The sequence below is a fragment of the Pseudoalteromonas sp. 10-33 genome (assembly GCF_001469195.1).
Taxonomy (GTDB): Bacteria; Pseudomonadota; Gammaproteobacteria; order Enterobacterales; family Alteromonadaceae; genus Pseudoalteromonas.
This window is the reverse complement of the sequence record NZ_LOFI01000009.1, coordinates 40584-58986: the sequence shown is the minus strand read 5'-3', so window position 1 is coordinate 58986 and position 18403 is coordinate 40584. Positions and strand designations below refer to the sequence as shown.

At 41.3% G+C, this 18403-nt stretch carries 17 protein-coding genes and 1 rRNA gene; 1 reads left to right on the top strand and 17 read right to left on the bottom strand.

The window, feature by feature from the left end; genetic code table 11:
• From ATS76_RS07375 to ATS76_RS07365, 3 genes are all read right to left on the bottom strand, one after another.
• Positions 1 to 495, bottom strand: a 16S ribosomal RNA gene (locus ATS76_RS07375); the annotation flags it as partial.
• 597 nt (positions 496 to 1092) lie between these two features.
• The gene (locus tag ATS76_RS07370; protein WP_058551622.1) at positions 1093 to 2886 is read right to left on the bottom strand and encodes a choice-of-anchor I family protein; all 1794 of its coding nucleotides are present in this window, start codon (positions 2884 to 2886) and stop codon (positions 1093 to 1095) included.
• Between the two features lie 85 nt (positions 2887 to 2971).
• Positions 2972 to 4201, bottom strand: coding sequence for an acyltransferase family protein (locus ATS76_RS07365; RefSeq protein ID WP_235590917.1), 1230 nt, complete (start codon positions 4199 to 4201; stop codon positions 2972 to 2974).
• Between the two features lie 143 nt (positions 4202 to 4344).
• On the opposite strand from ATS76_RS07365, the gene ATS76_RS07360 reads away from it, so the two are divergent.
• Positions 4345 to 5187 carry a LytR/AlgR family response regulator transcription factor gene (locus ATS76_RS07360; RefSeq protein WP_058551621.1) on the top strand — a complete coding sequence of 281 codons (843 nt, stop codon included), beginning with the start codon at positions 4345 to 4347 and terminating at the stop codon, positions 5185 to 5187.
• 28 nt (positions 5188 to 5215) lie between these two features.
• Here ATS76_RS07360 and glmU read toward each other — a convergent pair whose 3' ends face one another.
• The 14 genes from glmU to mnmG all read right to left on the bottom strand — a co-directional run bounded on the left by glmU (position 5216) and on the right by mnmG (position 18216).
• Complete coding sequence (gene glmU, locus ATS76_RS07355; RefSeq protein WP_058551620.1) at positions 5216 to 6574, bottom strand: bifunctional UDP-N-acetylglucosamine diphosphorylase/glucosamine-1-phosphate N-acetyltransferase GlmU; 1359 nt, start codon at positions 6572 to 6574, stop codon at positions 5216 to 5218.
• 292 nt (positions 6575 to 6866) lie between these two features.
• Entirely contained in the window at positions 6867 to 7289 is a 423-nt protein-coding gene (locus ATS76_RS07350; protein ID WP_058551619.1) for a F0F1 ATP synthase subunit epsilon, read from the bottom strand.
• Positions 7290 to 7302: 13 nt separating this feature from the next.
• Positions 7303 to 8688, bottom strand: coding sequence for a F0F1 ATP synthase subunit beta (gene atpD / locus ATS76_RS07345; RefSeq protein ID WP_006793949.1), 1386 nt, complete (start codon positions 8686 to 8688; stop codon positions 7303 to 7305).
• Between the two features lie 33 nt (positions 8689 to 8721).
• Positions 8722 to 9582 carry a F0F1 ATP synthase subunit gamma gene (gene atpG, locus ATS76_RS07340; protein WP_010558110.1) on the bottom strand — a complete coding sequence of 287 codons (861 nt, stop codon included), beginning with the start codon at positions 9580 to 9582 and terminating at the stop codon, positions 8722 to 8724.
• 60 nt (positions 9583 to 9642) lie between these two features.
• On the bottom strand, positions 9643 to 11184 hold the full coding sequence (atpA, locus tag ATS76_RS07335; RefSeq protein WP_006793951.1) for a F0F1 ATP synthase subunit alpha: 1542 nt from the start codon (positions 11182 to 11184) through the stop codon (positions 9643 to 9645).
• Positions 11185 to 11198: 14 nt separating this feature from the next.
• Positions 11199 to 11732: a F0F1 ATP synthase subunit delta gene (gene atpH, locus ATS76_RS07330; RefSeq protein WP_006793952.1), complete on the bottom strand. Its 534-nt coding sequence runs from the start codon at positions 11730 to 11732 to the stop codon at positions 11199 to 11201.
• A 16-nt stretch (positions 11733 to 11748) separates the two neighbouring features.
• Positions 11749 to 12219, bottom strand: a complete 471-nt coding sequence (gene atpF / locus ATS76_RS07325; RefSeq protein ID WP_058551618.1) for a F0F1 ATP synthase subunit B — start codon at positions 12217 to 12219, stop codon at positions 11749 to 11751.
• Positions 12220 to 12260: 41 nt separating this feature from the next.
• Positions 12261 to 12494, bottom strand: coding sequence for a F0F1 ATP synthase subunit C (gene atpE, locus ATS76_RS07320; protein WP_004335261.1), 234 nt, complete (start codon positions 12492 to 12494; stop codon positions 12261 to 12263).
• Positions 12495 to 12547: 53 nt separating this feature from the next.
• Positions 12548 to 13405, bottom strand: a complete 858-nt coding sequence (gene atpB, locus ATS76_RS07315) for a F0F1 ATP synthase subunit A (protein ID WP_006793955.1) — start codon at positions 13403 to 13405, stop codon at positions 12548 to 12550.
• Between the two features lie 15 nt (positions 13406 to 13420).
• The gene (locus ATS76_RS07310; protein ID WP_006793956.1) at positions 13421 to 13801 is read right to left on the bottom strand and encodes an ATP synthase subunit I; all 381 of its coding nucleotides are present in this window, start codon (positions 13799 to 13801) and stop codon (positions 13421 to 13423) included.
• Positions 13802 to 13943: 142 nt separating this feature from the next.
• A complete protein-coding gene (locus tag ATS76_RS07305; RefSeq protein ID WP_058551617.1) occupies positions 13944 to 14870 on the bottom strand; it encodes a ParB/RepB/Spo0J family partition protein in 927 nt (308 codons plus the stop codon).
• A gap of 20 nt (positions 14871 to 14890) precedes the next feature.
• Positions 14891 to 15676, bottom strand: coding sequence for a ParA family protein (locus ATS76_RS07300; protein ID WP_006793958.1), 786 nt, complete (start codon positions 15674 to 15676; stop codon positions 14891 to 14893).
• Positions 15677 to 15690: 14 nt separating this feature from the next.
• Positions 15691 to 16311: a 16S rRNA (guanine(527)-N(7))-methyltransferase RsmG gene (rsmG, locus tag ATS76_RS07295; RefSeq protein WP_058405166.1), complete on the bottom strand. Its 621-nt coding sequence runs from the start codon at positions 16309 to 16311 to the stop codon at positions 15691 to 15693.
• Positions 16312 to 16326: 15 nt separating this feature from the next.
• Positions 16327 to 18216, bottom strand: a complete 1890-nt coding sequence (mnmG, locus tag ATS76_RS07290; protein ID WP_058551616.1) for a tRNA uridine-5-carboxymethylaminomethyl(34) synthesis enzyme MnmG — start codon at positions 18214 to 18216, stop codon at positions 16327 to 16329.
• Positions 18217 to 18403: the final 187 nt, after the last annotated feature.

Here is an 18403-nt window from a genome sequence, read left to right as displayed (position 1 = left end):
GCTTCTTCTGTCAGTAACGTCACAGATGTGAGGTATTAACTCACACCCTTTCCTCCTGACTGAAAGTGCTTTACAACCCGAAGGCCTTCTTCACACACGCGGCATGGCTGCATCAGGCTTGCGCCCATTGTGCAATATTCCCCACTGCTGCCTCCCGTAGGAGTCTGGACCGTGTCTCAGTTCCAGTGTGGCTGATCATCCTCTCAAACCAGCTAGGGATCGTTGCCTTGGTGAGCCATTACCTCACCAACTAGCTAATCCCACTTGGGCCAATCTAAAGGCGAGAGCCGAAGCCCCCTTTGGTCCGTAGACATTATGCGGTATTAGCAGTCGTTTCCAACTGTTGTCCCCCACCTCAAGGCATGTTCCCAAGCATTACTCACCCGTCCGCCGCTCGTCAGCAAAGTAGCAAGCTACTCTCTGTTACCGCTCGACTTGCATGTGTTAGGCCTGCCGCCAGCGTTCAATCTGAGCCATGATCAAACTCTTCAATTAAAAAGTTTTATGTCTTTCGACAGCTCAATGAATTCTGAATTTATTTAATATCTTTCGATATTGAATTGACTGTGCTGAATAACTACCTAAGTAATTATTCTGTTGGTCACTCAGTTTCAATTGAGACTCTAATTTGTTTGCCTCACTACCTAAGTAGCTTGGCTGTTAGAACTCAATCTGTACGAGTGCCCACACAGATGATTGCTTTATATTGTTAAAGAACGTTGCGACGTTGTCGCTAGGGATGCGTATATTACATCCTTTATTTTTCGAGTCAATACTTTGTTTTTAAATTTCTTTTTAGAAGCTTTAAAAGTGAAGTTTTACTTAACTCTCTGATTAACTCTTGCCTCGCTATGCGTTGGCGCCTGCCGTCTCAGTGGGGTCGCATTATAGGGATATTCGAGTGGGGGTCAATGTTTAATTCACGCTTTTTTGAATAAAAACACTTTTAGTACGAAAGGTATACAAATAAAGGGGTGGAGAGCGCTTTTAGTTTAAAAAATATGCATTTTTAATCACTTTAAAAATGCTAATGATCTATGAATATAAAAGCGGAAAACAAAACTTTTTATTTTCCGCTTTTAAATAGCATGGTTAATTAGCTGAAATTTCCCATACTGCAATAGAACCAGATATTTCATTACCTATTATGAGGAGTGGTTTATTAGTGGCACTTTGTTCAGCCGGCACAAACATCATCCCTTCTGGTGCAAGATCGCCGGTTATAGCTGCTTCTTCTATTACACCTCGGTTATAAAAGTAGTCTTCAAATTGCACATCATATGGGTTAGTAATATCGTAAACCATAATCCCGCCCATACGCTCGAGTCCAATAAATGCAAAGGTGCGTTCACCAATTGTACCTATGGTGAGCGCTTCAGGTTCTGCGCCTTTATCGTCTGAGCGTGTATCGCCTTTATTTTCATCTTCATTATTATTGAAGGCTTCGCCATGTACAGATGCAGTTATACGGCCTATGTCGTCGCCTGAGTCAAACACCACCAGCCCATTACTGTCCCAAATAGTAAACGAACGTGCGCCATAGGCATAAAGCGATTCGTATTGGCCATCGTTATTAGTATCACCTTTAACCGTTGTCACTTTTAAACGGCCGATGTCGTTATCGTCGTTATTTAAGTAATCAAAATTAGCAGCAAGCGTTAGGTCTTCGACGCGGCTTTCATCTATGTAAGCAAGACAACCATCGTCGTCATCGAAATCTACGCCGCCTTTAGCTATGCAATCTGCCTCATTGGTTGTATCAAAAAAGTATTCGCGTGCATCACCTTCATTAGCCGACACTATAAAGTTTGCGCCTTTCCAGCTAAAGCTTGAAATTGTGTCTGGCTGATACATGCCATATAAGCCAGGGTATGATTTAAAATTAACACCGCCGTCTTTATCTGATGCGTCTATTTGCAAGCTAGACCAGTCTTTAAACCCTAACCCTTTTAACTCAAGAGAGTTATCTTCTAAATTAACGATGGCTAGTGCGTTATTTTCTTGAATCGATACGTAGGCATATTTGTTATCTTTAGAAATACTGACGTATTCTGGCTCTAAGTCCATAGCTACGGTGGTATTGATTAAATTACCATTTATGGTGCGCCCTGCTGGATTAGCAAATACCAGTCCGAGTGCTTCAAGTTCAGATTGCTTATCGTTGTATGCTGTAAAATCAATATTGGTAGCATTGTCGGCAATTACACCATCATTAACATTGATAATGCTGATAGAACCCTGTGGATCAATACTATAGTCGCCGTTAGGTTCCCCTTCGTTGGCAACAACCACTTTTGCTCCATCATGGCTAAAAGTAACCATATCGGGTAAAAAACCAGCGGTTACATTTTTTATAAAGATTGGTGTATCGCCGCTTATATCGTAAAAGGCAACTTGGCCCATTTCACCAACGTTTTTTGCGGCCATGGCTACAGCAAGTAATTGGTTATTTTCGTCTATTGCTATGCTGTTTGCGTCACCGGGGGTATTGTCGTTTAAGGTAAGTGTAATTGCCGTACTTAAGTTAGTTGTATTTACAATGCCTTCGTTATCCTGCGCTAAAGCAGCTGTATCGAAGGTGTCGGCAGGAATAATATTTACAACCGCTGTATTGCCCGAGCTATTAATAGCGTAAATCCATTTTTTTGATGCTTGATAAGCGACTATTTCGGCTGCACCTTCTGGGCTTTGTGCATTGAGTACTGCTCTACCTACTAAACTCATGGTTAAAGCTGAGTTAGCGTTGGTGCCGTTAATTCCATTCTCACCTGCAGTTCCTTGTACACCTTGTAAACCCTGTGCGCCACTTTGACCATCATCGCCATCTAATGAGCAACCGGTCAGTATAGATAAAAGTGAAAGCGTTATTATAGATTTTTTTAACATTGTAATTTCTCTTAGTGTGGTATTACGTAAATATCAACACAGAGGTATTACAAAGTTGTGGCACTTTTAATAAAGCTTTTTTACCTTAAAAAACCAGCTGATAGGCTAACGGTAAAATAAGCAACATACCCAAAATATAACCGGCCTTTTTTAGCTTTGGTGAATAGCTGTTTTTAATTTTAATACCCAAAAAGGGCCTCAGAGCATCAAAGCGCATTACCACTAATGTAATAGCTGCGCACGCCCCCCAAGTACCCACTGTAATTAAAAATAACTCAACCACGGGGCCAAAATTAAAAGGCCGCAGCATAAAACATAAAATAATTAATGCACTTTGATGTAATACGTAAAAGGGAAACACCACGCTATTTAGTGTATTTAGGTAAGGTGCTTTAAAGTTTAAAAAGCGCTGCGCTAAGGTGAGCATGGCGAACACTCCAACAACTCTTTGAGTATTATATATAGTGACCCAAACATAATTTGGTAAATCTAATACACTCAGATACGCCAAAACAATGCACACATACAATAGGATAAAGCTTGTACACAATACCCAACGATATTGATTTAAACTTGCCCAAAAATAAGTATTCTTGGCTAACAGGTATCCTGTAAATAAAAGTATAAAGCCGCTTACTTCGCGTATTGCATCACCTTTTAAATAATTATTAGCAAGCAACATGGCTATTACTAATAGGCCTGTGAGCATAGAAAATGATAGGTTTACTTTAACCGTGGTTAATAAAAAAGAAAAAATAGAAAGCTTTGCTACTAATGAGTATATAAAAACAATAAGCATAAACTGCCATAAAGAACGTAAATACCATAAATGATTTACATCAACATGCGGCCATACGCCAGACTGGTAATTAACAAACATGCTATTACTGGTATCTAAAAACGCTAAATAAAACTGCCAGTACGTTATATCTATAACGCCTTGTTGATGCATTTCGGCATAAAGTTGTAAAGGTACAATTAACCATAACCCCACCAGCAGGGGCAGTAATATAAAAATAGAACGCTTTAAAACAAATAAGGCACGTAGTTTATAGCCACTTACTTTATCAAGCATAAAACGAAGTGCCACCCCTGATATAAACCAAATTAGTAACATTCTCCAAGGAGAAAACATCAACATAAAAGACTCTACGAGCTCAAACGTATAATTACTTTTAAAATGAAATCCCCAATTTGGGCTGTACAGCATACCTATGTGATAAAAAATGAGAGTCGCAAATGCAATTACTCTCAACCAATCAATAAAGTAATGGCGAGTGTGCATAGGTAGTAATACGTTTAATTGAGTACTCATACATTAACCAATGTGTTTATGTTACGGGTAGTTAACCTAAAATAACTCGCAAAAACCATGCATAAGTGCTTATATTACAAGCAATAGTGATAAAAGGTGGTTTACAGGGATAGCTGTCGCCTATAAATATAAAAGCACACATAATGAACCTTCAACACTTTCAACGTTTTCAAACTTTTTATGCTGCGTTACTTCTGTTTAGCTACGTTGTAATTAACAATACGGTTAATGCGACAACTCAAATAATGGAAGCACAAAGAGACGGGAGACTGCCTTTTTTATTATGGGAGCCGTTTGTATGGGAGTATTCAAGTGCGTTTAGCACATTACTTATATTTCCGGCTGTAGTGTGGCTGTTAAGAAAGGTGCCTTTTGACTGGAACAATATTGCTCTTTCACTGTGTATTTACTTTGTGTCGTCTGTTATTTTCAGCGCGTTACATATTAGTGTAATGGTTGGAGGGCGTAAGCTCGTTTATTTGTTAAATAATCTTCACTACAACTTTGGGCTCAGCTGGTTTGAATTTTTATATGAATACCAAAAAGATGCGATAAGTTTTTTATTCTTTATCACCCTTATTAAAGTTTATCAGTATATTGTTAAACAGCTACTAGGGGAGGCTTCGTCTATTGATGAAAGTGAGCAACACAATACTGATACTATTAATCGCTTATTAGTTAAAAAGCGGGGTAAAGAATTTATTATAAAAATTGACGATGTGGATTGGCTTGAATCTTCAGGCAATTATGTAAACTTACACATTGGCACGTCCATTTACCCTTTAAGAGTGACGCTCACTGAATTAAGCAAGCAACTAGAGGGGCTTGGCTTTTGTAGGATTCACCGAAGCCATGGCGTAAAGCTCGATAAAGTAGAATGTATTACACCACTACCCAGTGGAGACAGCGAAATAAAACTAACTACAGGTAAAGTGCTCAACCTTTCAAGGCGTTATAAAGGGCAATTTAAACTTAAGCTGCAATAAAAAAGGCTACCTAAGTAGCCTTTCATTATTATTTTTTAACTGGGCGTTTCCAACCGGTTAAGTTACGTTGCTTTGAACGTGCTATTGCCAGCTGCTCGTCTTCAACGGTGCTAGTGATCACAGAGCCCGCTCCTACAGTTGCTGTTGCACCAATATTTACAGGGGCAACAAGTGATGAATTTGAGCCAATAAAAGCATTATCGCCAATAATGGTTTTTGCTTTATTCACCCCATCGTAGTTACAGGTAATTGTACCTGCGCCAATATTTACTTTTTCACCAATTTCAGCATCGCCTAAGTAACTTAAGTGATTAGCTTTAGAGCCTTTGCCTAAACGGGTTTTTTTCATCTCAACAAAGTTACCAATGTGAGAGTCTTCTTCCATAACCGCACCTGGGCGAAGGCGTGCATAAGGGCCAAGTGTACATTTAGCTGCAACTGATGCGTCTTCAATTAATGTATTCGCTTTTATTACCACGTTATCGCCAATGGTACAGTTTTTAAGGACGCAATTAGGGCCAATGTGTACGTTATTGCCAAGAGTTACATTACCTTCAAAAATAACGTTTATATCAATTAATACGTCTTCGCCTGTTTTAACGTCGCCACGAACATCAATACGAGCTGGGTCAGCTAGGGTGGCACCATTTAACATTAACTCTTCTGCTTGCCACGCTTGAAAAGCTCGCTCAAGGCCTGCAAGTTGTACGCGGTTGTTTGCGCCTTCAACTTCCATTGCATGATCTGGCTGTGCCGATGTAATTTCTACACCTTCACTGTGCGCCATAGCCACTATATCTGTTAGGTAGTATTCACCTTGGGCATTATTGTTAGATAAGTTGCCCAACCAGGTTTTTAACAGTTTGCCGTTAACCGCCATAATACCGGTGTTTACTTCGTTAATAAGTAACTGCTCTGCGCTTGCATCTTTTTGCTCAACAATACCAACAAGCTTGCCATTTTCACGCAGCATACGACCGTAGCCACTTGGATTAACCAAGTTAACGGTTAATACCGCTAGCCCATTTTTAGGTGTTACAGCCAATAAGCGCTCAAGTGTTGATTGTTTTGTTAAAGGAACGTCACCGTATAAAACCAATACGGTATCGTCATCGTTAATATGAGGATTTGCTTGTGCAACAGCATGGCCGGTACCTAATTGATCTGCTTGCAGTACCCACTTTACATCGTTATCGGCAAGTTGTTGTTGTAATAGTTCGCCGCCGTGCCCATAAACTAAGTTAGTTGTGGTTGCGCCCAATGCCTTTGCGTTATCTATAACGTGCTGCACCATAGGTTTACCTGCCACTTTATGCAGTACTTTAGGCAAAGCAGAACGCATACGAGTACCTTTACCCGCAGCAAGAATTACTGTTGTTAGAGCCATTAAAACAATTTCCTTTTTCCGTTGTTTTAGTTAACAAGTCTGTTTATACAGAAGATTGCGTAAGTCACGCCCTGTGCAAATACTCAGTAAACTAATTTGCTAGTACTGAATCTTGACTGAAAAATAGACTTAATTGAATAGCGTTATTGTAGCGAGGATTGGTGAAGGATATAAGTGAAAAGCTCAGTTAATAACTTCTACGACTAAAAAAAAGCTTAAATTTAAACACGGACCTTAGCAACAAGCACAAAAAAGCCCACATAAAGTGGGCTTTTTTATAAACCAGATAGGCTTACTTTTTACGTAATTGCTGAATAACACGTAGTTGTGCTACCGCTTCAGCTAGTTGCATTGCCGCTTGATTGTAATCAAGTTCTGACGATGCACCTTTTGCCATTTGCGCTTCAGCGTCACGTTTAGCTTGCTCTGCAGCTTGTTCGTCTAGGTCTTCACCACGAACGGCTGTGTCTGCAAGTACGGTCACTATGTTCGGTTGAACTTCTAGTGTACCGCCAGCAATGTAAATGAGTTCTTCTTCACCAAATTGCTTAACTAAACGCACCATACCAGGTTTAAGGGCAGTTAGTAGTGGCGCGTGACCGGCATTAACACCAAGCTCACCTTCACTACCAGATACTTGAATCGATTCAACCAAACCAGAAAACAAGTTCTGCTCTGCGCTTACTACGTCAAGATGTACAGTCATAGCTGTCATACTACCCTCCTAATTACATGCTTTTGGCTTTTTCTTGAGCTTCTTCGATAGAGCCAACCATGTAGAACGCTTGCTCTGGAAGGTCATCAAACTCACCGTTTAAAATGCCTTTGAAGCCAGCAATTGTGTCTTTAAGTGAAACGTATTTACCTGACGCACCTGTAAATACCTCTGCCACGAAGAACGGCTGAGATAGGAAGCGTTGGATTTTACGTGCACGAGATACAAGTTGCTTATCTTCGTCAGAAAGCTCGTCCATACCTAGGATTGCGATGATGTCTTTAAGTTCTTTGTAACGCTGAAGAACTGTTTGAACGCCACGCGCTGTATCGTAGTGCTCTTGACCAATTACTAATGGGTCAAGCTGACGTGAAGATGAATCAAGTGGATCTACCGCTGGGTAAATACCAAGTGATGCGATATCACGTGAAAGTACTACTGTTGCATCTAAGTGAGCAAACGTTGTTGCTGGAGATGGATCCGTTAAATCATCCGCAGGTACGTATACCGCTTGGATTGATGTGATTGAACCCGTCTTAGTAGATGCGATACGCTCTTGAAGTACACCCATTTCTTCAGCTAGTGTAGGCTGGTAACCTACTGCTGATGGCATACGACCAAGTAGTGCAGATACTTCTGTACCCGCAAGTGTGTAACGGTAGATGTTATCTACGAAGAAAAGTACATCGCGACCTTCGTCACGGAACTTTTCAGCCATAGTAAGACCTGTTAACGCTACGCGTAAACGGTTACCTGGAGGCTCGTTCATCTGACCGTATACAAGCGATACTTTATCAAGTACGTTTGAATCGTTCATTTCATGGTAGAAATCGTTACCCTCACGAGTACGCTCACCAACACCTGCGAATACTGAGTAGCCGCTGTGCTCGATTGCGATGTTACGGATAAGTTCCATCATGTTTACGGTTTTACCAACACCGGCACCACCGAATAAACCAACTTTACCACCTTTAGCAAACGGACATACAAGGTCGATTACCTTGATACCTGTTTCTAAAAGCTCTACTGAACTTGATTGCTCTTCGTATGAAGGCGCTGCACGGTGAATAGACATACGGTCTTCTTCGCCGATTGGGCCAGCTTCATCGATTGGCTCACCAAGTACGTTCATGATACGACCAAGTGTTGCTTTACCAACTGGAACTTGAATCGCTTCACCTGTGTTTGATACTGCTGCACCACGACGTAAACCGTCTGTAGTACCTAGTGCGATAGTACGTACCACACCGCCACCTAGCTGTTGTTGAACTTCTAGAGTCAAACCAGCTAAATCGCCATCTGTTACTTTTAGCGCGTCATATACGGCTGGCACGTTGTCTTGTGAAAATTCAATATCCACAACGGCACCGATAATTTGGACGACCTTACCTAAACTCATGTCTATTCCTCTCGTTAATCTTTGCCTGAAGCATTAAACTGCGGCTGAACCAGAAACAATCTCACTAATTTCTTGTGTGATTGCCGCTTGGCGGGCCTTGTTGTAAACAAGCTGTAACTCATCCATAAGGTCGCCAGCGTTATCAGTTGCAGCTTTCATTGCAACCATACGGGCAGCCTGTTCAGAGGCAGCGTTCTCAACCACACCTTGGTATACCTGAGACTCTACAAAGCGAACTAACAAAGACTCTAAAATAGCGTCTGGGTTTGGTTCGTATAAGTAGTCCCATGTGTGGGCAGATACTTCTTCTTCAGCTTTTGGCAAAGGGAGTAACTGATCTATTGTTGGCTCTTGCTTCATGGTATTAACGAAGTTGTTATATACCAGGAATAAACGGTCAATTTTACCTTCAGAGAATGCATCAAGCATTACTTTTACAGGACCAATAACGTCTTGTACTGAAGGTTTATCTCCTAGGCCTGCTTTTTTAGCAAGCACTTGACCACCAAAGCGTTGAAAGAAACCAGCAGCTTTGCTGCCTAAAGTTGCAAACTCTGCGTCTACACCTTTTTCTTTCCATGCTTTTATGTCTAATGCAACTTTCTTAAACTCGTTTGAGTTTAAGCCGCCACACAGACCACGGTCAGTAGAGATAACAATATAACCAACTCGTTTTACTTCACGTTCTTCTAAGAACGGGTGAGTAAAATCAAGATTTGCTTGAGCAACACGACCAATCACTTTGCGTAATTTGTCAGCGTATGGACGGCTTGAAGCCACTCGTTCTTGCGCCTTTTTCATTTTAGACGCAGCAACCATTTCCATTGCGCTAGTGATCTTTTGAGTATTTTTAATACTCCCGATCTTGCTTTTAATCTCTTTTCCGCTGGCCATGACTCTCTCTCCGAATCAAGGTGTGCTTTAGTAAACTAAAGCGCACCATTAATAACTAAATTACCAAGTTTGCGTAGACTTGAACTTCTCTAGAAGTTCTTTAAGTTGCGCTTCAATCTCGGCGTTGTAGTTACCAGTTTCATTGATTTGAGCCACAAGCTCTGCGTATGTGCTACTTGCGTAAGAAAGTAAAGCTGCTTCGAAATCCATGATTTTAGCGATTTCGATATCTTTAAGATAACCTTTCTCAGCTGCAAATAACGACAAAGACATTTCAGCAACAGACATTGGCGCGTACTGTTTCTGCTTCATTAGCTCTGTTACACGCTCACCATGCTCAAGTTGAGCACGTGTAGCATCGTCAAGGTCAGACGCGAACTGCGAGAACGCAGCTAATTCACGGTACTGAGCTAAGGCTAGACGGATACCGCCACCTAGTTTCTTAACGATTTTAGTTTGTGCAGCACCACCAACACGAGATACCGAGATACCAGCATTTACTGCCGGACGGATACCTGAGTTGAATAAGTCAGTTTCTAAGAAGATCTGACCATCGGTGATAGAGATAACGTTAGTCGGTACGAACGCAGAAACGTCGCCGCCTTGAGTTTCAATGATTGGCAATGCCGTCAATGAACCAGTTTGTCCTTTCACTTCACCGTTAGTGAACTTTTCAACGTAATCAGCGTTTACACGCGATGCACGCTCTAAAAGACGCGAGTGAAGATAGAATACGTCACCTGGGTATGCTTCACGACCTGGTGGACGCTTAAGTAGTAATGAGATTTGACGGTAAGCAACAGCTTGCTTAGATAAATCATCATATACGATTAATGCGTTTTCACCACGGTCACGGAAGTATTCACCCATAGTACAACCCGAGAACGGTGCTAAGTACTGAAGTGCCGCAGACTCAGAAGCAGATGCTACAACTACGATAGTATTTGCAAGTGCACCGTGCTCTTCTAATTTACGTACTACGTTAGCAATAGTAGATGCTTTTTGACCAACCGCTACGTACACACACTTAACGCCTGTGTCTTTTTGGTTGATGATTGCATCGATTGCTAGTGCAGTTTTACCTGTTTGGCGGTCACCGATTACAAGCTCACGCTGACCACGACCAACTGGAATCATAGCATCAATAGATTTGTAACCAGTTTGAACTGGCTCATCTACAGATTGACGCTCGATTACACCTGGTGCAATTTTTTCTACAGGTTCAAAACCGTCGTTATCTAAAGCGCCTTTACCATCGATAGGAGCACCTAGTGTGTTAACAACACGACCAAGTAAGCCAGCACCAACAGGAACTTCTAAGATACGACCAGTTGTGTATACTTTTACGCCTTCAGTAAGGTCAGCGTACGGACCCATTACTACTGCACCAATTGAGTCGCGCTCAAGGTTTAGTGCGATAGCATAACGGTTGCCAGGAAGCTCAATCATCTCACCTTGCATACAGTCAGCTAGACCGTGGATGCGGATGATACCGTCAGTAACAGATACAATTGTACCTTCGTTACGAGCTTCACTTACAACTTCGAACTTCTCAATACGTTGTTTGATTAGTTCTGAAATTTCAGTGGAATTAAGTTGCATGCTCTTTTTCCCAATTACGATTGTAGTGTTGTGGCTAAGCGGTTTAATTTTCCGCGTACAGAGCCGTCGATTACAGTGTCGCCTGCCTTAATAATAAGGCCGCCAACTACTGACGCGTCTTCACTACAATTCAGCTTAACTTTGCGTGCGAAACGTTTTTCAAGTGTCGCTACCAATGACTCTTGCTGCGCTGCAGTAAGAGGGGTTGCCGAAATCACGTCTACATCGATTTCTTTGTCATACTCTGCTTTAAACGCAGCGAATAACTGTGCAACCTCAGGCAGTGCAATCAAACGTCCATTTTCAGCCATCACCTTCACTAGGTTCTGACCTTGTTCGTTGAGCTGCTCTGCGCATAAGTTAATAAATAACTCAGCTTGTGCAGAAGCAGTAGGCAATCCAGCTAAAATGGCTGATGCTTGCTCGTCGCTGGCAACGTGGCCAGCGAAAAACAACATGTCATTCCAGCTTTCAATAGCGCCTTTTTCAACGGCAAGTTCAAAAGCCGCTTTAGCGTATGGGCGAGCGATAGTAGTCAATTCAGACATGCTCATACCCTCCTAATTACAGCTCAGCGACAAGTTTTTCAACGATGTCACTATGTGCGGCTTGATTGATTTCACGCTCTAAAATTCTCTCTGCGCCAACCACAGCCAGTGTTGCTACTTGCTTACGTAGCTCTTCTGTCACACGGTTACGCTCTGATTCAATTTCAGAGTGCCCTTGAGCAATAATTTTTTCACGCTCTTGCTGACCACGAACGGTTTCTTCATCAACAATTAGCACGGCACGCTTTTTAGCTTGATCAATGATATCAGCCGCTTGAGCTTTTGCATCTTTAAGCTGTTCTGCAGCTTTTTGTTGCGCAAGTTCTAAGTCTTTTTCGGCTCTATCAGAGGCAGCTAAACCATCTTCGATTTTCTTCTGGCGAGCTTCAATTGCACCGTTTAGTGGTGGCCATACGAATTTCATACAAAAAAGTACGAACACCGTAAACGCAATTAATTCACCGATAAGAGTGGCGTTTAAGTTCACAACCGCTCCTCCTTAAATAGTAAGCTGTTCAAAAAATAAAATTAAAGTACGAACAACAATACCATCGCGATACCAACACCAATCATTGCTACAGCATCGATTAGACCAGCAAGGATAAACATTTTAACTTGTAGCGATGGTGCAAGCTCAGGTTGACGCGCACATGCTTCAAGGAATTTACCGCCCATGTTACCAAAACCGATTGCTGTACCGATTGCACCGAAGCCGATAAGTAAAGCTACTGCGATGTACTTAAGACCTAATACTAGTTCCATTTTTTTCTCCAAAGTTTCAATTGTAATTAAAAGTAAAAATTAAAAGTTATAAATTAGTGATTATCTGAACTTGCCATACTTAGGTATACGATTGTTAGCATCATGAATACGAATGCTTGCAATACGATTACTAAGATATGGAATACAGCCCAAACAAAGTGCAACGGTAGTTGCATTAAGCCAATCGCACCTATAAGGATGAAGATTAGTTCACCTGCATATAAGTTACCGAACAAACGCAGTGCCAGTGAAAATGGCTTAGAAACCAATGCGATAAGCTCTAGTAATAGATTGAATGGGATTAAAAGAATCTGCATAGCTGTATTGTTTGAACTAAACGGGTGAAGTGTTAGCTCTTTAATAAAACCGCCGATACCTTTAATTTTAATTGAGTAACCAATCATTAATATAAACACGCCTAGCGCTAGTGCTGCTGTTAAGTTTATATCTGTTGTTGGTACAATTTTCATGTATACGTCGTGTGAGTCCATGCCAAAAGCTTGCTCACCAACTAAACCAGCAAATGCAGGCAAGAAGTCAACTGGGATTAAATCCATTAAGTTCATTAAAAATATCCAAACGAATATCGTTAATGCTAATGGTGCTATCAGCTTGCTTTTACCATGGAAAGTGTCACGTACGTTGTCGCCAACGAACTCAACAATCATTTCAATGAAACACTGAAATTTACCTGGTACGCCCAATGTTGATTTTTTAGCGGCACTACGGAAGATCCATAAAAAGATAAGACCTAGTCCGATTGACCATGCGAGGGTATCTACATGCCATGTCCAAAAACCACTGTCCGTACATGCTTTATTGAAGGCTAGACCGGCATCGGTCGAGCACATCTTAGCATTGGTTAAGTGGTGCTGGATATGGCTAGATAGAGTAACTTCTTCTGCAGCCATGTTATATCCCAAAAGTTAATGTTTAAAAAAAACGGGTGCAAACAATCCAGTGAATAAAGCTAGTACATAGATACTAAAAAAGGGCAGTAAAACTACCGGAAAATGCTTTAGTACTAGCGCAAACAAAATGATTGTCAGCATAAACTTTAGAGCGTTACCGCGTTTTAACGCGTTATACGCTTGTTCTGCACGACTCGCGCCCATAAATCGAAAGGCGTAAAGTGCAAAAACACAGTGAGGGAGTATCGCGACTGCGCCACCAGCTAACGCTGACAGACTGGCTTCAACTCCCAAACCAATAAAAATAATTACGGCAGCAAATAATGCTACAACACCCTGAAGACAAATTAATTTAAATGCGGCAAGCCTATACGGACTTGCTAACTTATTATTCACTTTTTGTTAACCTTAATGGCATTCAAATCGTTAGGGTGTGAAAACTGGCGAAATTATACTGTATCCTGCCAGTTTTGCAACTTGAGTAGAGTGTTTGTAACACAAATTTGCTACAAATGTCTCTTTTTAGACATGTAATAGATCAATGGTGGGTATTGTCGTGATTAATACGATTCAAAATGCCGTCAAGCTCGTCTAAATTAGTATATGAAATAACCAATTTACCTTTGCCTTTTTTGTTGTAATTTATCTCTACTTTAGCACCTAGGTTTTCTGCTAATTGTTGTTCTAACTGTTTAACATCTGGGTCTTTTTGGTGTTCTTGCTTGGCGGGTGCAGGCTCTAAAATTGCGCGCACTAATTTTTCAGTCTCTCTTACAGTAAGTGCCTTTGCAACGGCCGTTCGTGCAGCGTCAGACTGTGCTTCACCTTCAAGTGCAAGTAAACAGCGCGCATGACCCATTTCTATGTCACCATGTTCTAACAGAATTTTTACATCGTTGTTTAAATTATTTAAACGTAATAAGTTTGTTACGGTAGTTCTTGATTTCCCAACCGCATCAGCCACTTGTTGATGTGTTAATTCAAACTCATTTAATAAACGATTTAGTGCAACCGCCTCTTCCATTGCGTTCAGGTCTTCACGCTGAATATTTTCAATCAGGGCAATAGCAACGGCGGCTTCATCGGGTACATCTTTAATGATACACGGAACAGTGTCGAGCTTAGCTATTTGCGCTGCGCGCCAACGACGCTCACCGGCAATAATTTCATAGCTGTTATCAGCAATAGGGCGAACTACAATGGGTTGTATAATACCTTGTGATCGAATTGAACTGGCAAGTTCTTCGAGTGCCTCTTCAGACATGTCTTTACGAGGTTGGTACTTGCCTGAATGCAAAAACTCAATAGGCAATGTTTGTAATGGGTTATCTGTAGCACTTACTGTACTTTGAACAACCTCTGTTACGTTTTGTGTGTCTTGTTCCTTGCTGGCGCTGGGTGCAGGCTTAGACGAACTTAAAAGTGCATCGAGTCCTCGGCCTAAACCTCGTTTTTTAGCAGACATGTTATTTTTTTACCTCAAAGTTAGGCGACAACGGACGCTGTTTTTTCTTTTCTGCGCAGCATTTCACCGGCAAGTGCTAAATACGCTTTTGCGCCACTTGATGCTCTGTCGTAATACATAGCAGGAGCGCCAAAACTTGGCGCCTCGGCTAGACGAACATTGCGCGGGATCACAGTGCGATACACTTTATCACCAAAATGTTGTTTTAATTGTTCTGAAACGTCGTTTGCTAGGCGGTTACGCGGATCGTACATAGTGCGCAATATGCCTTCAATTTTTAATTCGGGGTTAACCAATTTAGCCAACTGCGTGATGGTATCCATTAATGCAGTTAAGCCTTCAAGTGCATAATACTCGCATTGCATTGGCACTAAAATGGAATCGGCAGCGGCCATAGCATTAACAGTGAGCATATTTAATGAAGGCGGGCAGTCTATGAATATAAACTCGTATTGGTCCTGAATTTTTTCAAGTGCATTACGAAGGCGTACTTCACGGGCAAATAATTCCATTAGCTTAACTTCAGCAGCGGTTACGTCTCCGTTTGCTGCAATCATATGGTATTCGCCAGACGTTTCTTTAATGATCACGTCTTCAATGGGCTTATCTTCAATAAGTAGGTCGTAAATAGTAGGTACATCGCCATACTTATCTACACCACTGCCCATAGTGGCATTACCTTGCGGGTCGAGATCAATTAACAGCACTTTACGCTTCGTTGCGGCCATAGACGCAGCGAGATTAACAGCGGTCGTAGTTTTACCTACACCCCCTTTTTGATTTGCCAATGCGATGACTTTTGCCACTGTGTCTCTGATCCCTAGTCTTTAGAAAGAATAATTAAATGTCGTTGTGCATCTAACTCAGGTACTTCTAATGCAATTTTTTTCTCAAATTTTACGCCAGCTGGTAGTGACTCTAACTCTTCGCTAGGGTAAACGCCTTTAAGCGCAATAAATTGACCCGAATGATCAATTAAGTGCGAGCACCAGTCAACCATATCTTGTAATGAAGCAAATGCACGACTGAGTACGCCATCTAATTTAACACTTGGTTGATATTCTTCAACTCTTGACTGCACCGGGGTCACATTATCAAGCCCAAGTTCATGCTTAACGTGCATTAAAAAGCGTACACGTTTACCTAAACTGTCGAGTAAAACAAATTGGGTATTAGGAAGTGCAATGGCTAATACAATGCCAGGAAGGCCTGGGCCTGTACCCACATCAATATAATGATGACCGGGTAAATGAGGTGCAACAACAAGGCTGTCCATAATATGTTTTACCATCATTTCTTGAGGCAAACGTACTGAGGTTAAGTTATACGCCTTGTTCCACTTATCCAATAGCTCAACGTAACGAACAAGCTGTTGTTGTTGTTTTTCTGTTAGCGCAATATCAGTTTGCGCTAACAATGTAGTTAATTGTTGTTGTAACACTAGGTGCCCTTACCATTACGCAGATTTGCGTAATAAGCCTTGCTTCTTCAGATACACTAATAATAACGAAATAGCCGCGGGTGTGATACCAGAAATACGCGAGGCTTGACCAATAGTGTCTGGACGAGACTCTTCTAGTTTTGCCACCACCTCATTTGATAAACCAGACACGGTTTTATAATCAAACTCTTTTGGTAAAATTGTTTCTTCATGACGAAGCTGTTTGTTGATCTCATCTTGCTGACGCGCAATGTAACCTGCGTATTTAGTATGGATCTCAACTTGCTCTAAAGCCGCCTTATTTGTAAATTCAGATCCTAAGCCTTCAATAGCCATTAGATCATCATAACGGATCTCAGGACGACGCAATAATTCTTCTAAACTTGCCTCACGCGTTAATGGCGCTTTTAATAATGCGTTTACCTGATCAACAGCATTATGATCTTTATGAATCCACGTGTCCTTTATGCGTTGTTTTTCTTTCTCGATCACTTCCATTTTTTCGTTAAATGCTTGCCAGCGCTCGTCATTAACTAAACCTAGCTCACGGCCCTTTTCGGTCAGACGAATATCGGCATTATCTTCACGCAATAATAAACGGTATTCTGCACGGCTAGTAAACATACGGTACGGTTCTTTTGTACCAAGCGTTGCTAAGTCGTCAATTAATACACCAACGTATGCTTCGTCACGACGTGGCGTCCACGAATCTTTACCTTGCACTTTAAGCGCTGCGTTCATACCAGCAATTAAGCCTTGCGCTCCGGCTTCTTCATAGCCTGTAGTTCCGTTTATTTGGCCTGCAAAGAATAAACCTTCAATAAATTTAGTTTCTAATGATTGTTTTAAATCACGTGGATCAAAGTAATCGTATTCAATTGCGTAACCAGGTCGGCAAATATGTGCATTTTCAAAACCAGTAATCGATTGCACTATTTCCAATTGCACATCAAATGGTAGGCTTGTTGAAATGCCATTAGGGTAAAGCTCGTAAGATGTTAAACCTTCTGGCTCTACAAATATTTGGTGTTTGTCTTTATCGGCAAAGCGGACAATTTTATCTTCAATAGATGGGCAATAACGCGGGCCAATCCCTTCTATAACACCCGAGTACATAGGTGAACGATGCAAATTTTTTCGTATAACATCGTGTGTTTTTTCATTTGTGTAAGTGATGTAACACGGTATTTGTTGCGGGTGATCACTTTGTTTACCTAAAAATGAAAACACTGGTGTAGGCGTATCACCTGGTTGTTCTTGCATTTTGCTAAAATCAACCGTACGGGCATCAATACGTGGTGGAGTCCCTGTTTTTAGACGATCTACTCTAAATGGTTGTTCGCGAAGACGCTGTGCTAAAGCAATTGATGGCGGATCGCCAGCACGTCCACCTTTGTAGTTTTCTAAACCTATGTGTATTTGGCCACCTAAAAAGGTACCTACAGTAAGTACTACACTGGGTGCGCTAAAACGTAACCCCATTTGAGTTACTACGCCAGTAACACGATCGTTTTCAACAATTAGATCGTCACACGATTGCTGAAATATTTTTAAGTTTTCTTGATTTTGTAACGTTGTTTGAATAGCCGCTTTGTACAAAGCGCGATCGGCTTGTGCTCGGGTTGCACGAACAGCCGGTCCTTTTGAAGAATTTAAAGTACGAAATTGGATCCCGCCTTTATCAATAGCTTGTGCCATTGCACCACCAAGGGCGTCTATTTCTTTTACCAAGTGACCTTTGCCTATCCCACCAATTGCTGGGTTACAAGACATTTGACCAAGGGTATCCATATTGTGAGTCAGTAGCAGGGTATTCATCCCCATACGGGCAGCTGCCAATGCGGCTTCAGTGCCTGCATGTCCACCACCTACTACGATAACGTCAAAATTTTCATGAAAAATCATTAATGGGATCCTACTTAAATCAAACCGGTAAACTTCAAAAGGGAGCGTATTCTACCTAGAAATGAGCAGAAGATAAATGATTAAACTGTGCTCAGATCTAAGTAAGTGATCTCTAATAATATAAAGGATCTTTTAAAGAGATCTTTTAATACTATTACTACTACTGATCGGATTTTCTGTTGATAAG